Genomic DNA, 19,282 nt, shown 5'->3' with positions numbered 1-19,282 from the left:
CCCTGCTCCGCCCTGCGCGCGGATACGCCTCCGCGTGGGCCAAGGTCAAGGACAAGCGAGACCTGCTCGAGCGCTGAAAAGGTGGCGCGCGGAGAGGCGCAGGTCAAGGATCGGCGCGGCCGTTTCGCCCCCCCGAGTCGTCCTCCCGAGCCCCTCGTGACGTATCTGGGCTAGCCCCCTCCTGACCGGTCTTGGCCTCTTCCATGGGCGGTGCCGCGGATTTCCCTTCCCTTTCCCGGGAGGCGCTATGGGATCGGCTCGAGGCGGGGGGCGTCGGGCTCACCGTCAACCGGCGACTCGCCCGATTTCTCAAGGGCGAGTACGACCGCCGGCAGCGGGCCCGGGGCCTGGCGCTCTGGCCGACGCCCCAGATCCTTCCCCTGTCTGCCTGGCTGGAGCGGACCTATGACGAGGCCTCCCTGGACGCCGCCCTCCTGCCCCTCTCTCCCCTGCAGGAACAAGCCCTGTGGGAGCGGGTGATCGGCGAGTCCGAGGCGGCGAGCCCTTTGCTCGAAGTGGCCTCCACCGCGTCCCTGGCCCGGGAAGCCTGGCAGCTTGCCCATGCCTACCGCCTCTGGGAGTCCTTGCAGCGGCAGCCCCTCAACGAGGACGGCCGCGTCTTCCTGGGCTGGGCCAGCCGCTACCGGGAGCTGACTGAGGCGCTCACCGCCCTGGACGCCGCCCGGCTGCTGGACATGCTGGCGGCATGGATACGTGAAGGGCGCGCCACGGTGCCGCGGCAGGCGGTGTTGTGCGGCTTCGAAGAGGTGACGCCCCAGGAGCGGGAGCTGTTCGCGGCCCTCGCGGCGGCGGGGTGCACCCTGGCCGCGCTCTCCTCCCCCGCCCGGGCCGCCCGGGCGGTGCGCGTGGCTTTTCCCGGCACCGGGGAGGAGATCGAGGCGGCGGCCCGTTGGGCCCGGGCCCGGCTCAGCGCTAACCCGCAAGCGCGCATCGGGGTGGTGGTGCCCGATCTCGCGAGGCAGCGCCGGCGGCTGGAGCGGGTATTTGTCCAGGTGATGCGGCCGGCTTCCGGTTTGCCAGGGATTCCCGCTGGAGCGCTGCCGTTCAACGTTTCCCTGGGGGAGCCTCTTTCGGCCTATCCCCTGGTGGACACCGCGCTCGCCGTGCTGGAGCTTCTGGAGGGCGAAGCGGACCTGGAGCGGCTGGGCAGCCTGTTGCGCTCGCCCTTCATCGCCGGGGCAGAAGACGAGCAAGGGCCCCGGGCGGCGCTGGATGCTGCTTTAAGAAGCCGGGGGGAGCTGCGTGTGGATCTGCACAGGCTCCGCCGCCTCACTGGCGGGACGGACTCCCGGGGCGGACCGGCGCCCCATGCGCCGGTCCTCGCCCAGGGGATCGAGGCCCTTCGGGTCATGGCCGGGGAGAATGCGGGAGTCACCCGGACGCCCTCCCGGTGGGCGGAGGTTTTCTTCGCCGCCCTCGCCGCCCTGGGTTTTCCCGGCAGCCGCCCCCTTACCAGCGAGGAATACCAGACCCACGCAAAGTGGCGCGAACTGCTCGCCGCCCTTGCCGCCTTGGATGAGGTCACGCCGCACCTCTCCCTGGCGGCCGCCCTAGCCCGGGTCAAGGGCATGGCGGCCGGCACCCTGTTCCAGCCCGAGTCCCCCGAGGCGCCGGTGCAGATCCTGGGGGTGTTGGAAGCGGCGCCCCTGGCTTTCGACCACCTGTGGGTGACGGGGTTGACCGACGAGAGCTGGCCCCCTTCCCCCCGCCCCAACCCGTTCCTGCCGTTTTCCCTCCAGGCGCGGATGGGGCTGCCCCACGGCTGCGCCGAGCGGGAGCTCACCTTCGCCCAGGGGTTGACGGAGGGTTGGTTTCGCGGGGCAAAGGAGCTCGTGCTTTCCCATCCCCAGCGGGAAGGGGACCGGGACCTGGCCCCGAGTTCCCTGATCGCCGGTGTTCCTGCTATCGATCCTGGTAGTCTGGGACTGACCCGCATCCCCCTTTACGCCGAGGTGATCCACGCCTCGGGACGCTTAGAGCGCTTCGAGGACCTGACCGGGCCGCCCCACCCGCCGGAGCTGCCGGTGCGGGGCGGCACCCGGGTGTTTCGGGATCAGGCCTCCTGTCCTTTCCGCGCCTTCGCCGTCCACCGGCTGGGTTCCCGGGCCCTGGACGCGCCTCAGGCGGGCTTGAGCCCGGCCGAACGGGGCCGCCTCCTCCACGGGGTGTTAGCCCAGGTGTGGCGCACGCTGGGCTCCCGCCGGGGGCTGGAGGCAACGAGCCCGGAGGCCCTTTCCGACCTCCTTCGCGCGGCGGCGGACCAGGCGGTGGAGGCGGCCGCCCGGGAGCGGCTCCAGGCCCTCGGCGGTCGTTATGCAACCCTGGAGAGGGAGCGTCTCGCCCGCTTGGCGGGGGAGTGGCTGGAGATGGAGCGGGGGCGAGGGGACTTCGAGGTGGAGGCGGTCGAGGCCTCGCAAGAGCTCGCCGTCGGCGGGCTCTCCCTCCGGGTCACCCTGGACCGGGTAGACCGGCTGCCGGACGGCCGGCGGGTCATCCTCGACTACAAGACCGGCGAGACTCGTCCCGGCCAATGGGAAGGCGAGCGCCCCGAGGAACCCCAGCTCCCCCTCTATGCCTTAGGCATGAAAGAGCCGGTGGCGGCCGTGGCTTTCGCCCGAGTTCGTCCCGGGGATATGGGCTTTCGGGGCGTGGCGGAGGGGGAGGTGGGTATTCCGGGGGTCGTGGCCCATCCGGACTGGGAAGCCCTCCTGGACGGCTGGCGGCGCACCCTGGAAGCCCTCGCGCAGGCCTTCGCCGCCGGCTTCGCCCGGGTCGATCCCAAGCGCTATCCGGCCACCTGCCGGCATTGCGATCAGGGTCCGTTATGCCGCATCCACGAGCGGGTGGGTCTTGGGCCCACGGAGCCGGAGGAGGGGGATGACTGAGGCGCGACCCATCCCCGACCTCCCCCAGCGCACCGAGGCCCTGGACCCTCAGCGCTCCTTCATCGTCCAGGCCCCCGCCGGATCGGGCAAGACCGAGCTCCTGATCCAGCGCTACCTGGGGCTGCTTGCCGGGGTGGAGGCGCCGGAAGAGATTGTCGCCATCACCTTCACCCGCAAGGCCGCCGGCGAGATGCGCAGCCGGATCCTGAGAGCCCTGAGCGCCGCGCGAGGCCCCCAGCCGGACCCGCCCCACGAAGCCCTCACTTGGCGGCTCGCCCGGGAGGCCATGGCCCGGGACGCCCGGCTCGGCTGGCGGATCGAGGACCACCCCGCGCGGCTTCGCATCCAGACTATCGACGCTTTGTGCGCGTCGCTCACGCGCCAGATGCCCGTATTGTCCCGCTTCGGCGCGCCGCCCGCCATCGTGGAAGAGGCGAGCCACCTCTACCGGGAGGCAGCCCGGGCGACCCTCGCCCTGCTGGAAGAGGACGCTGAGGGCGCGCCCCTGGTGGCGCGGCTTCTCGTGCGCCTGGACAACGACGCCGCCCAGGCGGAAAAGCTCATCGCCTCCATGCTGGCCCGGCGCGATCAGTGGCTGCGCCATGTGGCCTCTGGCGCCCTGGACCGGGCCGGGCTGGAGGCGGCCCTGGCCCGGGCCCGGCTGGAGGGTTTGCGCCGGGTACGGGCCCTGGCCCCGGCGGCCTGGGAGGCGGCCCTTGCCGCCCTGGCCCGGGAAGCGGCGGCGAGTCTGGCGCAAGGGGGCGCCGCTTCCCCCCTCCTCGCCTGCGAAGGGTTGAGCGCCTACCCCCCCGCCGACGAGGTGGGGCTTCCCGCCTGGCTGGGCCTCGCCGAGCTCCTCCTCACCCAGCGGGGCGAATGGCGGCGAAAGGTGACGGAGACGAACGGCTTTCCCCCGCCCGGCAAGGGGAAGAACGCGGACGAGAAGGCGCGGCTGAAGGCGGCCAAGTCCCGCATGGAGGAGGCCCTCGCCGCCTTGGTCCCTTTCGAGGCGTTTCGCCTCGCCCTGGCCGATCTGCGGGCGCTGCCCCCGCCCCGCTACACCGATGCCCAGTGGGAGGCCCTGGAGGCTATCGCCCGGCTGCTGCCCTTGGCGGCGGGAGCCCTCAAGCTGGTCTTCCAGTCCCGGGGGGAGGTGGACTTCACCGAGGTGGCCCAGGCGGCCTTGCGGGCCCTAGGGGACGAGGAGACGCCCACCGACCTGGCCCTGGCTCTGGACTACCGGGTCCGACACCTGCTGGTGGACGAGTTCCAGGACACCTCCCTCGCTCAGTTCGAGCTCCTGCGCAAGCTCACCGCCGGGTGGGAACCCGGCGACGGGCGCACCCTGTTCGCCGTAGGGGATCCCATGCAGTCCATCTACCGTTTCCGGGAAGCGGAGGTGGGTCTCTTCCTTCGCGCCCGCCGGGAGGGGATCGGGTCCCTCATCCTCACGCCCGTCACCCTGTGCACCAATTTCCGAGCGAGCCCGGGTCTCGTGGAGTGGGTCAACCGGGCCTTCGCCCAGGTGCTGCCGGACGCGGAGGATCCGGCGACCGGGGCGGTGCCCTTGGTCCCTTCCGTCCCTCGCCCCGACTGGATCGCCGGCGCGGGCGGAAATGAAAACCGGGAGCCTGCGGTCACCGTGCACCCCTCCTTCAGCCCGGATCGAACCGAAGAAGCGGCCAAGGTGGTGGCACTGGTGCGCTCGGCCCGGACGGAGGATCCCGCCCAGACGGTGGCCATCCTGGTGCGCAGCCGGGGCCACCTGAACCGCATTGTGCCAGCCCTGCGGGAAGCGGGGCTGCGCTTTCGCGCCATCGAGATCGAGCCGCTGGGGGACCGGCCGGTGGTGCAGGATCTCTTCGCCCTGACCCGCGCCCTGGTCCATCCCGCCGACCGGGTGGCGTGGCTGGCGGTGCTGCGAGCCCCCTGGTGCGGCATGACTCTCTCGGATCTCCACGCCCTCGTTGGTGACGCTCCCGAAGCGGACGTGTGGTCCCTCCTCCAGGACCCGGCACGTCGAGAGAGGCTCTCCCCGGACGGCCGCCGGCGGCTGGAGCGGGTGCTCCCGCCTCTCGCCCACGCCAGGGCGAACGCCCGTCGGGGCAGGTTGCGGGACCGGGTGGAAGCGGCCTGGCTCGCCCTGGGCGGGCCGGCGTGTCTGGAAGCGCCGGCCGACCTGGAGGATGCCCAGGCCTACCTGGACTGCCTGGAGGGGCTGGAGCAGGGAGGTGATCTCCCGGACCTCTCCTCCTTGGCCGAGGCCTTGGACCGGCTCTTCGCCGCCCCTGACGTGGCGGCCGACGAACGGCTCCAGGTGATGACCATCCATAAGGCCAAGGGGCTCGAGTTCGACACGGTGATCGTGCCCGGATTGGGAGATCCTCCCCGGCAGGAGGAACGGCGGCTCATGCGGTGGATCGTGCGGCCCCAGCCCGCGGGCGGGGCGGATCTGCTCCTCGCCCCCATCCGGGAGGCGGGGGCCGAGCAGGACCCGATCTATGCCTACATCGCCCGGCTCGACCGGGAGCGAGAGCTGTTCGAGGCGGGCCGGCTCCTGTACGTGGCGGCGACCCGGGCGAAGCGCCGGCTCCATCTCCTGGGCCGGGCGCCGCTCAAGGGCCGGGAAGGGGTCTGGGAAGTGGGGGAGCCGGCCCAGGGGAGCCTCCTCGCCCGTCTCTGGCCGGCGGTGGCCCAGGAATACCGGCGTGCCGCGAGCCTCCTCCCGCCCCCGGCGCCGGGAGAGGACCGGACCCGAGAGGCAGGGGCTTCCGTGCCCATCGATCCCCTGTCTCGGCGGCTTAAGGCGGAGTATGTCCTGCCGCCGCCACCCCCCGCCGTGGCTTGGGAGCGGCGGCCGGCCGCCCATGCCGTGGTGGAACCGGTGGAATTTTCCTGGGCGGGGGAAAGCGCCCGCCACGTGGGCACGGTGGTGCACCGCTGGCTCCAGCGCATGGGAGAGGAGGCCCTGCAAGGCTGGAGCGAGGAACGGGTGCAAGGGCTCCTCCCCGCCTACCGGGCTGAGCTCGCGCGGCTCGGGGTGCCGCGGGAGGATCTGGATCGGGCCGCCCAGCGGGTGGCCGCCGCGCTCACGCAAACCCTCGCCGACCCGCGGGGCCGCTGGCTCCTGGGCCCCCACCGGGAGGCCCGCTGCGAATACCGGCTGACGGGTCTGCTGGACGGGGAGCTGGTGGACATCGCCATCGACCGCACCTTTGTGGACGAGGAGGGGGTGCGCTGGATCGTGGATTACAAGATCGGGGTGCACTTGGGCGGAGACGTGGAAGCGTTCCTGGACCGGGAGCGGGAGCGCTACCGGCCCCAGTTGGAGCGCTACACACGGCTTCTGGCGGCGGCAGGCCTCGCGCCCATCAGGCGGGGCCTGTACTTCCCCCTGCTCAAGGGATGGCGGGAGTGGTGAGCGGTCCGGAAAAAAGCCCCCTTCGCCCCCGGGGCATGCTCCGGATTTCCCGCGAGCTCGCCGTTCCTGAGCAGGAGATCGAGTGGAAGGCGGTACGTGCCCAGGGAGCGGGCGGGCAGAACGTGAACAAAGTGGCCTCCGCCGTGCATCTGCGCTTCGACATTCGCGCCTCTTCCCTTCCCGAGCCTTGCAAGGCGCGGCTGTTCCAGCTCGATGACAAGCGCATCACAAAGGAGGGGGTGATCGTGATCAAGGCCCAGCGGCACCGAAGCCGGGAAAAGAATCTGGAGGAGGCCCTGGACCGGCTCAAGGCCCTGATCCGCGGCGCGGCGGTCCCGCGCCGCCCCCGCATCCCCACGCGGCCTCCCTTGAGCGCCGAAGCGCGGCGCCTCGAAGCCAAGAAGAAGCGCTCCCTCGCCAAGGCGCTGCGGAAAAGAGTGACGGAGTGACTTTAGGCTTGGGCTCCAGCGCCGGCGCACCCATATAACCAAGTGGAAAGGAGCCAATTGCCATGAGAACCCATCTTTCCTTTCATCGCATCGGGGAGCCGAGCCGCCCCCGGTTGCAGCAGATGTTCGGCGAGCGGGCGGCGGAACTCGAGGGCCGCCTCAAGGATTTTCCTCCCGATCTGGTCCATCTCGAGGGGCGGGTCGAAAAGAACCCCAATCACCAGCTATACCGGGCGAGTTTGCGGCTCAAGCTGCCTTCCACGGTACTGGCCGTCGCGGAAGAGGGGCACGATCTTGCGGCCGTGATGGCCGAGGCGTTCGAAGAGCTTTTCCGTCGCACCGACAAGCACCTGGCCCGACTGCGACGGGAGCCCTTGTGGAAGCGTCCAGAGCGGCGCGAACGGCTGCGCTTGCTGGTCAAGAGCCCTCTGGAAGCCGAGGAGCAGGAGCGGCGACGACTATATTTTGACCTGATCCGATCCCACCTGGACGCCCTTTACGGCTTTGTCCAGCGGGAACTGCTCTACCTTGAGAGCACGGGGGCACTGGGGCCGGGAGAGCTGAGCGTGGAGGACCTGGTGGACGCGGTGGTCCTGCGGGGGCTGGAGGTGTTCGAGCAGCGGCCCCACCGCCTGACGGTTTCCCAGTGGCTCATTTCCCTCGCCGTGCAGGTCGTCGCCGAGGAGGTGGAGCGGTTGCGCCGGGAGCGGGCGGTGGAAACCTTGTCCCTGGAGGGGCCACCGCCCCAGCCGGCGGAAGAGCCGACCCGCCGGGACGAGGAGCGCTTCGATTACTGGGAGCCGGAAGAGCGGCTGCGGCTGGAGGACCTGGTGCTCCTCGAGGACGCGCCTACCCCTGAGCAGGCCCAGGTGCGCCGGGAAATGCAGCTTGCGCTGCAGCGGGCCATCGCCGCCCTGCCCCGGGCGTGGCGGCAAGCGGTGGTGCTCACCACGCTAGAAAGCTTGACCCCGGGGCTGGCCGCCGAGGTCCTGGGAATAAATGAACTCGCCCTCCAAGAGGGCCTCGCCCACGCTTACGCGTTTCTGCGGGAGAAGCTCAAAGACGCGGGTTTTTCTGCGGAGGACGCCGGTCCGACCCTGGAGGAGATGATCGCCCCTACCGCGCCGCTGCCCATGCCAGCGTCCCAGCGGGAAGCCATCGCCGAAGCCTTGACGGAGGAGGCGACCGGAGCCCCCGGGGCGGGTGAAGCCGGGTAGGACAGGCCGCTTCTCGAATCAGGGAAGCTGGATTTTCCCGCCACCAGGAAGACCTCCTGGGAAGCCGCCGGGACCAAGGCCGCCGCTTCCCAGCCCCCCGCCGCCGAGCCCGCCTGCTCCGCCCCGAGGAATGACCAGGGAAGAAGCGGCCTGGCGGCGCAGCTCTTCCAGCTCCCGCATGGCCTGCTCCAGGGCCTTCTTGGCCGCGGGTCCGTAGTGCTGGACGGCCTCGGCCAGGGTGGCCGCCTCGATCTCGAAGCTCAAGGGAAGGGCGCCCACCGAGGTGAGAAGCTGGGCTTCTCCCACGTAAGCCACTTTGCGTGCGAGATCCGTCGAACCGTCGCTCTTGATGGGGGTCAGCACTCGGATCGTTCCAACCTTGCGGTCGGTGACAATCTCTTCCCGGTAGAGGTTGGCCCCGTCCATTTTCGCTTCCGGGAGCCTGTCGTCGTGTCTATCAGCCATGGTAGTCAGATAAGATGTTGATCCAAGATGAAAGGTTAACAGAGAAAGCCTTCCGCTTGCGAGCTTGCATGCTGGCGCTTTTTGGCGACAAGGAGACTTCATGTGTCGTTGTTCGGCGACGGTTTGCGGGCGGCAGCGCTTCACCGAGTCGGGGAGACCTGGAAGTAACGATGTGTTCCAATAGAGAATTGTTTTCATCGGCACAAACATTGCATTCTTTCTTTCAAGCCGGCCCGTTACGCCCCACTTTTGGCGAGCGGAATCCGAGCGAGGAGCTTTGCCCAAGCGTAATTGTTAGCTGACCATCGGAGGAGTTGCCATGAGCAAGTCCCTGCAGCACAGACTCCTGCTTGCCACGTCCGCGAGCGCCCTTGCCTTGACCCTGAGCCTGGCGCCGCTTTCCTTCAACCTCTCGACCCTGTCCCTGGATCACGCCCTGGCCATCGCTGATGGTGGCGGAGGCGGTGGCGGTGGCGGCGGTGGCGGAGGCGGTGGCGGTGGCGGCGGTGGTGGAGGCGGTGGCGGCGGTGGAGGAGGCGGTGGCGGCGGTGGAGGAGGCGGTGGCGGCGGTGGCGGCGGTAGTGGAGCCGGCACCGGTGCCGGAAGCGGCTCCGCCGACGGAACCGCTGCCGGGGGTGGAGGTGGCGGCAGCGGGGGCGGTGCCGGCGGCGACGGCGCCACGTCTTAAGCCCATTTCCCGTCCCTCACCGATACGCTTGAAATCCCCAGAGTTCCGGGCGGGAAAGAGCCCCGTCCGGAGCGCTTTTCCTTCTTCGCCGAGGAGGCGTTTCGCATGGCGTTGCGCTCGGCAGTTTTCCTCTCGATCGTCCTGGCCGCAGCCGTCCCCCCCGGATTGGCGGCCGAGTTCCTGCTGCAAGTCACGGGCGGCGAGTCCACGAGTTTCAGCGGCGCCTACGAGCTGGTGGAGGCGGACGGGAGCGTCGCCTCCGTGCGGATCGAAGGGACGGTGCCCGCCCATTACCGTTTCAACGGGCGCGCCGTCTCCCTGCGCCTGAACGCGGCGGGCGGTTCGTTGACCGCCCACCTCTACCAGGATGGCCGCCTGGTGGGACAGGGCATGGCGAGCGGCGACCGGGGACACGTGGCCCTCTCCGCCGGGGCGGCCCCCGGAGGCAAGGGCCGGGGCTACGGCTACGGCGGAGCGCCCGGGCGCTGAGCGCGGCCGTCTTTTCAGCCCGCCGCCCGCCGGTAGGACACCAGCTCCTTGCGCCCCGGATCCTTGCCCGTGGTGATGCGCAACACGTACAGGTCGATGCTGGGGGCGTAGAAGTAGGTGCGCAACTGCCCCGCGCGGTAGCACATTACCCGGTAGGTATCGAACGTGCCCGCCGCCACGGTGATGCGCTCTTCGGAAGGCACGGTGCAGGTCCAGTGCACGGTCCAGCCCCCGGACTCCCGGGAGCTTTCCCCCCTGGCCGTGTAGCGCACCACGTTGCCCACCCGCAAAGGGAAGAGGCTTCCGTAGTTCCCCGTGAAGGCCTGACGGCCCGAGCCGTAAGCGGCGGTGTCGCTCCACTCCGCGGTGTTGAACATGGTCCCGCTCACCGTGGTCCAGGTGGCGCCGGTGGGCAGGCGCCAGGTCACCTGATCGCCCCGCACCTCCGTGACGGTCTCGCTCTGCTGGACGCCGGTCCCGAAGCGGAAGAGGTAGACGTCCCCCGGACGCAGCGACGGCGGCCCCGCCGCCGGCAGACGCTCCGTCAGGGGCGCCGCGTTGAGCTCGGGATTTCCTCCCAGGCCGAGATCGGTGCGCAGGGTTTGTACGGTGGCGCACCCGGCCAGGATGACCGCTAGCCCGTACGCGGGAACGAACATCAGGCGTTTCTTCGGTTTCACTGAGCCTTCCTTGCGTCGTAACCCGGTTTCCTGTCGTTCAGATTCCGGCTTTCGAGTCATGCATCAAGCGGGGAGAGCCGCTCCAGCAGGGTGGGTAGCAGTTCCGCCACCGTCGGATGGATGCCCATTGCCCGCTGAAGCGTCGTGTAGGGGATGCCTACGTTCATCGCCTGGATGAATACGTGGATGACCTCGTCGCCCTCGATGCCGAAGATGGCGGCGCCCAGGATCCGCTTCGACTCCGCGTCCACCAGCACCTTCATGAATCCGTCGGTCTCGCTCCGTTCCCGGGCCCGGGCGACCCGCTTCATGGGCATGGTGGCCATGAGCGCCCGGCGTTTCGAGGCGCGTACCTCCGCCTCGGTGGCGCCCACGCGCCCGAGGGGCGGGTCCACGAACAAGGCGTAGGCCGGCACTCGGTCGCTCACCCGGCGCCGCCCGCCGTCGAGTACGTTGGCGGCCACGATCTCGTAATCGTTGTAGGCGGTGTGGGTGAAGGCGCCCCGGCGGTTCACGTCGCCCAGGGCCCAGACGCCCGGGGCGGAGGTTTGCAGGCAGTCGTCCACCTCGATGTAGCCCTGGGCGTCGGTGCGAACGCCGGCCCGCTCCAGCCCGAGATCGTCCGTGTTAGGACGCCGCCCGGCGGCCACCAACAGGTGGGAACCCGTGATCCGGGGGCCCTCCCCTTCGCAGCGCACGCCGAGCTGGACGGCGGCCCCGCGCTTCTCGACCGCGACGCATTCCGCCCCGGTGTGGATCGTGACACCCTCCCGCTCCAGCACGGCGCGGATCGCGTCCGAGACATCGGGATCTTCCCGCGGCACGATCCGCGGCGCCATCTCGATCACCGTCACTTCGGCGCCGAAGCGCCGGTGCACTTGGGCGAACTCCAGGCCGATGTAGCTTCCGCCCACGATTACCAGGTGCTCGGGCAGGAAGTCCACGTCCATCATCGACGAGCTGGTGAGATAGGGGACCTGGTCGAGACCTTCGATCGGCGGCGCGGCGGGGCGGCCTCCCACGTCGAGGAAGACGCGCTCCGAGGCCAGGCACTCGCCGTTCACTTCGAGGGTGCGCTCGGCGACGAATCGCGCGTGACCCCGGATCACGGTGAGCCCTTTCGTTTCCCCCAGCCACCCGGCGAGCCCCTGGCGCGACTGCCCCACGACCGCGTCCTTGCGCGCTTTTACCGCCTTCATGTCCACGCCGATGGGGCCGGCCTGTACCCCGAAATCGGCGGCCCGCCGGGCGAGGTAGGCGACCCGGGCGCTCGCCACCAGCGTCTTGGTGGGCGTGCAGCCCGTATTGACGCAGGTACCGCCCAGGTGGCCCCGTTCGATGATGGCGGTTTTGTATCCCGCCTGGGCGAGGCGCACGGCGAGGGACGGGCCCGCCTGGCCGGCCCCGACCACGATGGCGTCGAAATGGGTGGACATGGTCTTTCCTCCCTGTGGGACCGAGGCGTTTCCTTGGACAAAACCCGGGCAAAAAAGGGCGCGCGCCGGGCTCATCCGGGCGGAAGCGCCCGGGCGTCATAGGCGGCCCGTGTAAGCGGAGGGCCGCGACCTCCGCCTCGTCTAGAAGGCCGCCGTGGAGAAACGGGCGTAGCGGGCGTGGGGCAGGAGCCGCATGAAGTCCTCCCGCCGCACGTGGATCAGCTCCTCGTGGTCGCCCGCTTCGAAATAGATGTCCGATTCGCCCATCAGCTCGTCATCCACCACCACGGTGAGGCCGTAGGCTTCGCCCAGGGGCGGGATGGCGCCCACGTCGCAATCGCGGAACAGGTTCGCGATCTCCTGCTCCGTGGCGAGCCCGAGCCGGCGGCCCAGCTCCCGCCGCAGAGTTCCCAGGTGCACGTGCCGGTCGGCGGGCAGCACCGCCATCACGTAGCCTTGCTCGTCCTCCAGCAGGACCGCCTTGGCGACCCGGTGGGGGGATACGTGGGCGGCGGTGGCGGAGCGGATGCTGGACCCGGTCCGCATGTGAGGCAGCACGTCGTAGGGAACATGCTGCTCTTTCAAGTACTTCTCTACGGTCGTGGCGATAGCCATGGGGGGTCCTCCTCTCGGGACTCGGATGCTCTCAATATAGCCCGGCCGGCGGGCCTTGGCAGGGTCCCGGGCTTAAACTAGGGCCCCCGCCGGGGTTCTCATTGGGATTAGAATTGGGAAAATCGCCACTGCAGGTTCTTTCCCCCGGCCCGTTTTGGGCCCTTTGTCCGTTCACCGAGACCGACTGGAAAGGAGGCTCCCATGGCAGGAAAAAAGATCCTCATGATCGTGGGCGACTTCAGCGAGGATTACGAGGTGATGGTGCCGTTCCAGGCCCTCAAGATGGTGGGCCATGAGGTCCACGCGGCCTGCCCCAACAAGAAGTCCGGAGAGACCATCGTCACCGCGATCCACGACTTCGAAGGCCAGCAGACCTACAGCGAGAAGCGGGGCCACAATTTCGCGCTGAACGCCACTTGGAGCGAAGTGAAGCCGGAAAGCTACGAGGCCCTGCTGCTCGCGGGGGGACGGGCGCCGGAGTACCTGCGGCTGGACCCGAGCGTGATCAAGGCAGTGCAGCATTTCGCCCAGGCGGGCAAGCCCATCGCTGCCATCTGCCACGGCATCCAAATCCTGACCGCCGCCGACGTGGTGAAGGGTAGAAAGCTCACCGCCTACCCGGCGGTGAAGCCGGAGGTGGTGAGCGCCGGCGGCACTTGGGTCGATACCAGGATCGACGGCGCCTGCGTGGACGGGACCCTGGTAACCGCGCCGGCATGGCCAGCTCATCCGGCCTGGCTCGCCGAGTTCTTGAAAGTACTAGGTACCCGCATCGAGCACGGCGAGCTGAAAGCGGCGGCGTAGCCCTTGCGCGGTTTTTCCTCCTCGAGGCGCTCTCCTGGATTGCGCCGCGGAAGGAGAGCACCGACCGGGAGCCGCTTCTAGGATGGAAGACTGCGCTACGCACGTCGCGGGTAAACCTATGGCCGTGAGGGCGCGCTCTTGTCCGGTATGGCGAGGGCGCGGGACAGTTGGCCGCGCGAGACGTATCCTGCCCGAGGCTGAAGGATGCCAGGCTTGCCTCCGCTATGGAACGCTTTGTCCTTGACACCAGCGTTTTTACCAACCCGGAAAGCTACGCCCAGTTCTCGCCGGAACCGGGGGAGGCGCTCCGGTTGTTCCTGGCCCTCGCGCGCCGGACTGGCGCCGAGTTCTACATGCCGGTGTCGGTGTACGAAGAGTTGCGTCACCTGCGCGCCGTCGACGCGATCGCGCCCCAGTTCGAACTGGCGGTGCGCATCCGTAGTCCGCGCAAGCACGAGCTGCAGATTCCGGCCAACGTGCTCTACGAGTTCATCGACGAGGTGCGGCACCGCATCGACCGGGGTCTGCGCATCGCCGAGGAGTACACGCGGCGCGGTCGCGAGGCGCTGACCGCCGAGGACGCGGGTCTCATGATCGCGCGGCTGCGGGAGCGTTACCGGGAGGCGCTGCGCCGGGGGATCATCGACAGCCGGGAGGACGCGGACTGCCTGCTTCTTGCCTACGAGCTGGATGCCAGGCTGGTCTCGGCGGACGAGGGCCTGAGGACCTGGGCCGACAAGGTGGGTGTCAAGTTGGTGCTGCCCCAAAACCTGCGGGGCATTCTGGACGCCTTAATCGAAGGCGAGTCTCCCGCCTAGCAGGTTGTTGAGCGTGCCGCTAGTGATCGGGTAGATCCGGTCGAACTCCAACACCCAGTAGACTCCTTCCCGGCGCAGTTCCCGCGCGAGCACCTGGACCTGGCGGCCCGACTCGCGAGCCAGGTGTTCGATCAGCCGTTCGGCGACGTCGGGGCTGCGCAGGCGGCAGCGGTAGCGGCGCAGCACCTTCTGCTCGCTCCGCTGCAGGCGGATGGCTTCTTGAAGCCCGTCGAGCAGCGACGCGCCGACGGCTTCGCCCAGGCGCTTCGCCTGCTCGAGCCCGTGTTCTTCAACGAATACGGCGAGTTGCAACAGGCGGTTCACGAAATACTCAGGCGGCAGATCGAGCAGCACCCGGGCGCCAAGGCGCAGGTCCTGGATACAGGCGGCGGCGGTGGTGTACTTGGCCCGGTGATCTCGGGGGGAATCCTCCTTGAACACCACGCCTTCGCGCCCTTCCTCGCTCAGGCGCACCAGGATCGCGCCGATTGCCTCCAGGTCGCCAGCGGTGTAGCGCCCGAAGCGTTCTACCGCCGGTAGCCCATAGTGCTCGATAAGGGTCTGCTTTTCCCCGTAGGGGACGAAACCGGGCGAGCCGACCCGCATCAGGTCGAACACGAACAGGCGCACGTCCTCGCCGACGAACGGCGGGCTCGCTTCGTTATATGGGTTTTCCGGGCCGGCCACTTCGGCGCACACCACCAGCTCGGGGTGATCCTCGAACACGGCGAGGCTCATGAGGTCCGGCAGGCGATCGGTGGTGAACGGGCACACGAAGCCACCTCGGGTCAGGGCGACGACGCGATCCCGCACGCGCACGATCCGCACGTTGTAGCCGTCGATTTTTTCCTCGATCCAGAAGGGCGCCTGGAACTGCTGTCCCAAACCGGGGCCCAGGGCCACGACCCGGCCGATATGGGGATAGCCATACACCACGATGTTCCCGTCGAACATCACGGTCCCGCGCGGTATCCCTTTCAGGTCGTCGTAGACCCGAAGGTAGCTGAGTTCTCCGGTGCTCACCTCGACGGCTTTGCCTTCATCGAGGGCTCTTTGGATCTCGGGATTGGACATGACGCGACCGATACGGGCTTCAATGGGATTTTAGGGCAGGGCTCGGTCCCCGCGCTGTCCCTCGCTTGCCGGACTACCAGTCGCTGCGTCGGTTCAGCGCCCGGAGCCAGGGGGCGAAGGCGGCGCTCCAGGGATTTGGGTTAGACTTCTAAGCTTGCGCAGCCCCCGGGGCTTCCCTGGGTTTAAGAGAACGGTCTTATTGCCGTGTTCATTCCCGTCGGCGATTATCCCAATCCTCGCGGCTTGCCGGTGATGACGATCCTGCTCATCGCCGCCAACGTGGCTGTGTTCGTCCTGATCTCCCTGCCCCTCTCTGTCTCGCCGGTCTCCCTCCACGATCCGCGCCTGCCCGAGTATCTCGACCTGGTGGCGAGGGCCATGCCAGGCGGGGTCTCCCTGGAGGCCTTCGCGCGCCGGATCACCGCCTACGATCTCCTGGTGTTCGAGTACGGTTTCCGCCCGGATCGCCCCAGCCTGCTCACCCTATTCACCTCCATGTTTCTCCACGGCGGATTCTTCCACCTGGCGGGCAACATGCTGTTCCTGTGGATCTACGGCGACAACGTGGAGCATCGCCTGGGGACGGTTCCGTTCCTGTTCTGGTACCTGGTCACAGGGGTCGCCGCGACCCTCACCCATGCTCTCATCGCCCCCGGTCCCCCGCTGCCCCTGGTGGGGGCCTCGGGCGCCATCTCGGGGGTGCTGGGCTTCTATTTCCTCCTGTTCCCGGGCCATTTCGTGCGGGTGTTGCTGCTGCTCTTTCCCTTTTACGTGGGAACGGTCATGATCCCGGCCCGCATCGTGCTCGGGCTCTACCTGGTGGTGGACAACCTGCTGCCCCTGATCCTTACGCCCGCCGGGCCGGTGGCCCACGGCGCCCACATCGGGGGTTTCGTCGCCGGGTTGGCGGTGGCGGCCTGGTTGCGCTTCGGGAGAAAGTAAAATGGCGCCGCGGCTATCCAAAGGGGAAAGACCATGACCGAGATCGACGCCCGCACGGGCACCCTGGCGCCCAGCGACAGCCTGGTGCGCCTGACCCACGTGATCTACGCCCTGCACGCCTTCAGCGCCGTGACCGGGCTCGTGGGCGCCGCCTTCGTCGTCACCGCATTTCTCACCGGCTGGCCCTCCATCATCGCGGTGATCATCAATTACGTGAAGCGGCCCGACGTGCGGGGGTCCTACCTGGAATCCCACTTCCGCTGGCAGATTCGCACCTTTTGGTTTGCCCTGCTCTGGGTGCTGGTGGCGCTGTTGCTCTGGGCGACCCTGCTGGGCATCCCCCTGGCCCTGGCCATCCTGCTGATCACGGGGCTGTGGGTGCTCTACCGCATCATCCGCGGCTGGCTGCGGCTCGTGGACCGCAAGCCCATGCCTTTGTGATGGGGGAAACGGGCACCGTCCCCCGGGTGGAAAAAATCGTCTCCGGGGGGCAGACGGGCGCGGACCGGGCGGCCCTGGATTGGGCCCTGGCCCGCGGGGTGCCCTGCGGCGGCTGGTGCCCGAAGGGACGGCGGGCGGAGGATGGCGTGATCGACGCCCGCTATCCCCTCACCGAGACCCCTTCGGCCGACTATGCCCAGCGCACCGAGTGGAACGTGCGCGACGCCGACGCCACGGTGATCTTTTCCCTCGCCCCGGTTCTTTCCGGCGGATCCAGGCTTACCCAGGAGCTGGCCGAACGGCTGGGAAAACCTTGCCTGCACCTGCACCCCGGCCTGGGCGCGCCGGCGCTCCTCGCCGATTTTCTGCGCCGGCACCGGGTGAGGGTGCTCAACGTAGCGGGCCCTCGCGCGTCCAACGAGCCGGGGGTGTACCGCTACGTGCAACAGGTCCTCGATGCCAGCGGCATCGCAGGCGGGAACGCGGCGCCGGCCCCGGGCGGCGAAGGAACGACCAGGAGAAAAACCACCACGAGAGCGCGGCGATGATCGACCCCCGCTTCAGCTTGGCTTCGCCTGCCTGCGCCGGTGGGCGGGAATGCCAGCGCGGGCGCTCGCGCGCGCCTGCGCGGCGATGAAGTCGGCCAGCAGCTCGAAGTCCCGGCGCCGCGGGGTGGTGCGGCGGGCCGCCAGCGCCACCGTGCGGGAGGGCACTTGGGCGGCGAAGGGCCGGGCGGTAAGCCGCGTGCCCTTGAGCAGGCCCGCCTTGAGGGTCATCTCGGGAAGCAGGGTGACGCCGAGCCCGCCTTCCACCATCTGGATGAGGGTATGCAGGCTGGTGGCCTCCACCCGGGAGCCCGAGCGGGCGCCGCGGGCGCCGCAGGCTTCGATGGCGTGGTTCCGCAGGCAGTGGCCTTCCTCCAGCAGCAGCACGGCATCGGGATCGATGTTTTTCACCGCCACTGCCTCCGCCCGGACGAGGGGATCGTCCTCCCGGGCGACGAACCAGAACTCGTCCACGAAGAGTTCCCGCACCAGCATGTCCCCGGTGTCGTAGGGCAGGGCGATCAGGGCGAAATCCAGCCTTCCCGCCTGCACCTGCTCCAGCAGCCGCTCGGTGAGGTCCTCCCGCAGGTAAAGCTTGAGGGACGGGTAGGCCTTGCGCAGGGGCGGCAGCAGCCTGGGCAGGAGAAACGGGGCGATGGTGGGGATGGCCCCGAGCCGCAGGGGACCGCCCAAGGGCTCCCCCGCCCGGCGGGCGATGTCCGCCAGGTCCTGGGCGGCGGCGAGCAGCGCCCGGGCCCGGGCCACCACCTCCTCGCCCACGGCAGTGAGCCGCACGTGGCGCTTGTCCCGCTCCACCAATTGCACCCCCAGGACGTTCTCCAGTTCCTTAAGGCCGGCGGACAGGGTGGACTGGGTGACGTGCTGGGCCTCCGCCGCTTCGCGGAAATTGAGCCGGTCGGCGAGCTCCACCAGGTAGCCCAACTGGCGCAGGGTGGGGAGGGCAGGCATGGAGGCACCTTTAGATCGATTTACACGATCAGTGTAAACGAATTTTATCATTGGATCGATCATAAAGGATGGGGCACACTGGGCGCCGTGTTCAACCGACAACCGCTCAAGGAGGTCATGACATGCTGACGATTGGCGACCGCATTCCCCCGTTCGACGTTCAGGCCGTCGTGTCCATCGAGGATGACAAGGCCTTCGCCCGCGTGACCGACCAGTCGGACGAGGGCAAGTGGAAAGTTATCTTCTTCTGGCCCAAGGACTTCACCTTCGTATGTCCCACCGAGATCGCCGCCTTCGGCAAGCTCGCGGGCGAATTCGCGGATCGGGACGCGGTGATCTACGGCGTATCCATCGACAGCGAATACGTGCATCTCGCGTGGCGCAAGTCCCACCCGGATCTCAAGGACCTGCCGTTCCCCATGCTGGCGGACGTGAAGCGGGAGCTGTCCCAGGCGTTCGGCGTTCTGGACAAGCGGGAAGGCGTGGCGCTGCGGGCCACCTTCATCGTCGACCCGCAAGGCGTGATCCGCTTCGCTTCGGCCCACGACCTGAACGTGGGCCGTAACGTGGACGAAGTGCTGCGCACCCTGGATGCCCTCCAGACCGACGAGTTGTGCCCGTGCAACTGGAAGAAGGGCGACCCGGTGCTCAAGGCCGCATGAAGTGCGTCGGGACCTTCGATCGAAGAAAGGAGTCTTCCATGACGATTCAGACCCTGAAAGACCGGCTGCCGGATTACGCCAAGGACCTGAAGCTGAACCTGGGCACGCTGGCCGCCGAGACGGCGCTCACCGAGGCCCAGAAGGCCGGCGCCTTCATCGCCACCGCCCTCGCCTCACGGGAGCCTCAGGTGATCGAGGCCGTGGCCGCCGAGTTCGCCCCGAGGCTCACCGCTCGGGAGCTCGCCGCGGCCAAGGCCGCCGCTGCCCTCATGGGCATGAACAACGTGTATTACCGGTTCCTGCACCTGGTGGAAAACCCGGAATACGGGAGCCTCCCGGCGAAGCTGCGCATGAACGCCATCGCCACCCACGGGATCGCCCGGGAAACCTTCGAGCTTTGGTGCCTGGCGGTCTCCGCAGTGAACGGCTGCGGCGCCTGCCTCGCCGCCCACGAAAAGGTGGTGCGGGAGGCGGGGCTCACGCCCGAGCAGGTGCAGGCCGCGGTGCGCATCGGCGCCGTGGTGCACGCCGTGGCGGTGGTGTTGGAGGGAGAGGCGGCCCTGTCCAAGAGGGCGTTGGCCCAGGCCGCTTGAAGGTGCACGAAAGACTCCCCGGGGCGGCCGCAGCGGTACGGCGCTCCGGTTTTTTTTCTGGGCAATGG

General features: G+C 68.8%; 19 protein-coding genes. 12 read left to right on the top strand and 7 right to left on the bottom strand.

Annotated features, from left to right (window positions below):
* Positions 1-203 precede the first annotated feature (203 nt).
* The 4 genes from ACTFO6_RS12495 to ACTFO6_RS12480 all read left to right on the top strand — a co-directional run bounded on the left by ACTFO6_RS12495 (position 204) and on the right by ACTFO6_RS12480 (position 7,993).
* Positions 204-2,906 (top strand): PD-(D/E)XK nuclease family protein, encoded by a 2,703-nt coding sequence (locus ACTFO6_RS12495; RefSeq protein WP_439934779.1) that lies wholly within the window; start codon positions 204-206, stop codon positions 2,904-2,906.
* Positions 2,899-6,327, top strand: coding sequence for a UvrD-helicase domain-containing protein (locus tag ACTFO6_RS12490; RefSeq protein ID WP_439934778.1), 3,429 nt, complete (start codon positions 2,899-2,901; stop codon positions 6,325-6,327). The genes ACTFO6_RS12495 and ACTFO6_RS12490 overlap by 8 nt, the downstream gene beginning before the upstream one ends.
* Positions 6,321-6,776: an alternative ribosome rescue aminoacyl-tRNA hydrolase ArfB gene (gene arfB, locus ACTFO6_RS12485; RefSeq protein WP_439934777.1), complete on the top strand. Its 456-nt coding sequence runs from the start codon at positions 6,321-6,323 to the stop codon at positions 6,774-6,776. Before ACTFO6_RS12490 ends, arfB begins: the two co-directional genes overlap by 7 nt.
* Before the next feature lie 62 nt (positions 6,777-6,838).
* Positions 6,839-7,993, top strand: coding sequence for a hypothetical protein (locus ACTFO6_RS12480; RefSeq protein WP_439934776.1), 1,155 nt, complete (start codon positions 6,839-6,841; stop codon positions 7,991-7,993).
* Between the two features lie 18 nt (positions 7,994-8,011).
* On the opposite strand, the gene ACTFO6_RS12475 is transcribed toward ACTFO6_RS12480, so the two are convergent.
* On the bottom strand, positions 8,012-8,419 hold the full coding sequence (locus tag ACTFO6_RS12475) for a hypothetical protein (RefSeq protein WP_439934775.1): 408 nt from the start codon (positions 8,417-8,419) through the stop codon (positions 8,012-8,014).
* Between the two features lie 262 nt (positions 8,420-8,681).
* A complete protein-coding gene (locus tag ACTFO6_RS12470; protein ID WP_439934774.1) occupies positions 8,682-9,152 on the bottom strand; it encodes a hypothetical protein in 471 nt (156 codons plus the stop codon).
* A 99-nt stretch (positions 9,153-9,251) separates the two neighbouring features.
* On the opposite strand from ACTFO6_RS12470, the gene ACTFO6_RS12465 reads away from it, so the two are divergent.
* On the top strand, positions 9,252-9,635 hold the full coding sequence (locus tag ACTFO6_RS12465; RefSeq protein WP_439934773.1) for a hypothetical protein: 384 nt from the start codon (positions 9,252-9,254) through the stop codon (positions 9,633-9,635).
* Between the two features lie 14 nt (positions 9,636-9,649).
* On the opposite strand, the gene ACTFO6_RS12460 is transcribed toward ACTFO6_RS12465, so the two are convergent.
* From ACTFO6_RS12460 to ACTFO6_RS12450, 3 genes are all read right to left on the bottom strand, one after another.
* The gene (locus tag ACTFO6_RS12460; protein WP_439934772.1) at positions 9,650-10,315 is read right to left on the bottom strand and encodes a hypothetical protein; all 666 of its coding nucleotides are present in this window, start codon (positions 10,313-10,315) and stop codon (positions 9,650-9,652) included.
* Positions 10,316-10,371: 56 nt separating this feature from the next.
* A complete protein-coding gene (locus ACTFO6_RS12455; protein ID WP_439934771.1) occupies positions 10,372-11,751 on the bottom strand; it encodes an FAD-containing oxidoreductase in 1,380 nt (459 codons plus the stop codon).
* A 141-nt stretch (positions 11,752-11,892) separates the two neighbouring features.
* Entirely contained in the window at positions 11,893-12,366 is a 474-nt protein-coding gene (locus ACTFO6_RS12450) for an aminoacyl-tRNA deacylase (protein ID WP_439934770.1), read from the bottom strand.
* Between the two features lie 201 nt (positions 12,367-12,567).
* Between ACTFO6_RS12450 and ACTFO6_RS12445 the strand changes: the two genes are divergently transcribed.
* Positions 12,568-13,170 carry a DJ-1/PfpI family protein gene (locus ACTFO6_RS12445; protein WP_439934769.1) on the top strand — a complete coding sequence of 201 codons (603 nt, stop codon included), beginning with the start codon at positions 12,568-12,570 and terminating at the stop codon, positions 13,168-13,170.
* Between the two features lie 224 nt (positions 13,171-13,394).
* The gene (locus tag ACTFO6_RS12440; protein WP_439934768.1) at positions 13,395-13,988 is read left to right on the top strand and encodes an RNA ligase partner protein; all 594 of its coding nucleotides are present in this window, start codon (positions 13,395-13,397) and stop codon (positions 13,986-13,988) included.
* On the opposite strand, the gene ACTFO6_RS12435 is transcribed toward ACTFO6_RS12440, so the two are convergent.
* On the bottom strand, positions 13,962-15,062 hold the full coding sequence (locus tag ACTFO6_RS12435; RefSeq protein ID WP_439934767.1) for an RNA ligase: 1,101 nt from the start codon (positions 15,060-15,062) through the stop codon (positions 13,962-13,964). The genes ACTFO6_RS12440 and ACTFO6_RS12435 overlap by 27 nt on opposite strands.
* A 252-nt stretch (positions 15,063-15,314) precedes the next feature.
* On the opposite strand from ACTFO6_RS12435, the gene ACTFO6_RS12430 reads away from it, so the two are divergent.
* The 3 genes from ACTFO6_RS12430 to ACTFO6_RS12420 are packed head-to-tail and all read left to right on the top strand — an operon-like array spanning position 15,315 to position 16,993.
* Positions 15,315-16,004: a rhomboid family intramembrane serine protease gene (locus tag ACTFO6_RS12430; protein WP_439934766.1), complete on the top strand. Its 690-nt coding sequence runs from the start codon at positions 15,315-15,317 to the stop codon at positions 16,002-16,004.
* Between the two features lie 33 nt (positions 16,005-16,037).
* Positions 16,038-16,445: a DUF4870 family protein gene (locus ACTFO6_RS12425; protein ID WP_439934765.1), complete on the top strand. Its 408-nt coding sequence runs from the start codon at positions 16,038-16,040 to the stop codon at positions 16,443-16,445.
* Positions 16,445-16,993: a putative molybdenum carrier protein gene (locus tag ACTFO6_RS12420; protein WP_439934838.1), complete on the top strand. Its 549-nt coding sequence runs from the start codon at positions 16,445-16,447 to the stop codon at positions 16,991-16,993. The genes ACTFO6_RS12425 and ACTFO6_RS12420 overlap by 1 nt, the downstream gene beginning before the upstream one ends.
* Before the next feature lie 12 nt (positions 16,994-17,005).
* On the opposite strand, the gene ACTFO6_RS12415 is transcribed toward ACTFO6_RS12420, so the two are convergent.
* The gene (locus ACTFO6_RS12415) at positions 17,006-17,959 is read right to left on the bottom strand and encodes a hydrogen peroxide-inducible genes activator (RefSeq protein WP_439934764.1); all 954 of its coding nucleotides are present in this window, start codon (positions 17,957-17,959) and stop codon (positions 17,006-17,008) included.
* 122 nt (positions 17,960-18,081) lie between these two features.
* Between ACTFO6_RS12415 and ACTFO6_RS12410 the strand changes: the two genes are divergently transcribed.
* Both ACTFO6_RS12410 and ACTFO6_RS12405 read left to right on the top strand, forming a co-directional pair.
* Positions 18,082-18,621 carry a peroxiredoxin gene (locus ACTFO6_RS12410; RefSeq protein WP_439934763.1) on the top strand — a complete coding sequence of 180 codons (540 nt, stop codon included), beginning with the start codon at positions 18,082-18,084 and terminating at the stop codon, positions 18,619-18,621.
* Between the two features lie 38 nt (positions 18,622-18,659).
* Complete coding sequence (locus tag ACTFO6_RS12405) at positions 18,660-19,214, top strand: carboxymuconolactone decarboxylase family protein (protein ID WP_439934762.1); 555 nt, start codon at positions 18,660-18,662, stop codon at positions 19,212-19,214.
* Positions 19,215-19,282 lie beyond the last annotated feature (68 nt).

The organism is Pelomicrobium sp. G1 (assembly GCF_051905455.1).
In the GTDB taxonomy this organism is placed as follows: Bacteria; Pseudomonadota; Gammaproteobacteria; order Burkholderiales; family UBA6910; genus Pelomicrobium.
This window is presented reverse-complemented; position numbering and strand designations above follow the sequence as displayed.

Excerpts from the sequence above, each read along its gene's own strand:
- ACTFO6_RS12440 (WP_439934768.1), top strand. The coding sequence starts at position 13,395 with ATGGAACGCTTTGTCCTTGACACCAGCGTTTTTACCAACCCGGAAAGC.
- ACTFO6_RS12415 (WP_439934764.1), bottom strand. The coding sequence starts at position 17,959 with ATGCCTGCCCTCCCCACCCTGCGCCAGTTGGGCTACCTGGTGGAGCTC.
- ACTFO6_RS12470 (WP_439934774.1), bottom strand. The coding sequence starts at position 9,152 with ATGGGCTTAAGACGTGGCGCCGTCGCCGCCGGCACCGCCCCCGCTGCC.
- ACTFO6_RS12450 (WP_439934770.1), bottom strand. The coding sequence starts at position 12,366 with ATGGCTATCGCCACGACCGTAGAGAAGTACTTGAAAGAGCAGCATGTT.
- ACTFO6_RS12455 (WP_439934771.1), bottom strand. The coding sequence starts at position 11,751 with ATGTCCACCCATTTCGACGCCATCGTGGTCGGGGCCGGCCAGGCGGGC.
- ACTFO6_RS12425 (WP_439934765.1), top strand. The coding sequence starts at position 16,038 with ATGACCGAGATCGACGCCCGCACGGGCACCCTGGCGCCCAGCGACAGC.
- ACTFO6_RS12410 (WP_439934763.1), top strand. The coding sequence starts at position 18,082 with ATGCTGACGATTGGCGACCGCATTCCCCCGTTCGACGTTCAGGCCGTC.
- ACTFO6_RS12480 (WP_439934776.1), top strand. The coding sequence starts at position 6,839 with ATGAGAACCCATCTTTCCTTTCATCGCATCGGGGAGCCGAGCCGCCCC.
- ACTFO6_RS12490 (WP_439934778.1), top strand. The coding sequence starts at position 2,899 with ATGACTGAGGCGCGACCCATCCCCGACCTCCCCCAGCGCACCGAGGCC.
- ACTFO6_RS12420 (WP_439934838.1), top strand. The coding sequence starts at position 16,445 with ATGGGGGAAACGGGCACCGTCCCCCGGGTGGAAAAAATCGTCTCCGGG.
- ACTFO6_RS12465 (WP_439934773.1), top strand. The coding sequence starts at position 9,252 with ATGGCGTTGCGCTCGGCAGTTTTCCTCTCGATCGTCCTGGCCGCAGCC.
- ACTFO6_RS12405 (WP_439934762.1), top strand. The coding sequence starts at position 18,660 with ATGACGATTCAGACCCTGAAAGACCGGCTGCCGGATTACGCCAAGGAC.
- ACTFO6_RS12430 (WP_439934766.1), top strand. The coding sequence starts at position 15,315 with ATGACGATCCTGCTCATCGCCGCCAACGTGGCTGTGTTCGTCCTGATC.
- ACTFO6_RS12445 (WP_439934769.1), top strand. The coding sequence starts at position 12,568 with ATGGCAGGAAAAAAGATCCTCATGATCGTGGGCGACTTCAGCGAGGAT.
- ACTFO6_RS12435 (WP_439934767.1), bottom strand. The coding sequence starts at position 15,062 with ATGTCCAATCCCGAGATCCAAAGAGCCCTCGATGAAGGCAAAGCCGTC.
- ACTFO6_RS12475 (WP_439934775.1), bottom strand. The coding sequence starts at position 8,419 with ATGGACGGGGCCAACCTCTACCGGGAAGAGATTGTCACCGACCGCAAG.
- ACTFO6_RS12495 (WP_439934779.1), top strand. The coding sequence starts at position 204 with ATGGGCGGTGCCGCGGATTTCCCTTCCCTTTCCCGGGAGGCGCTATGG.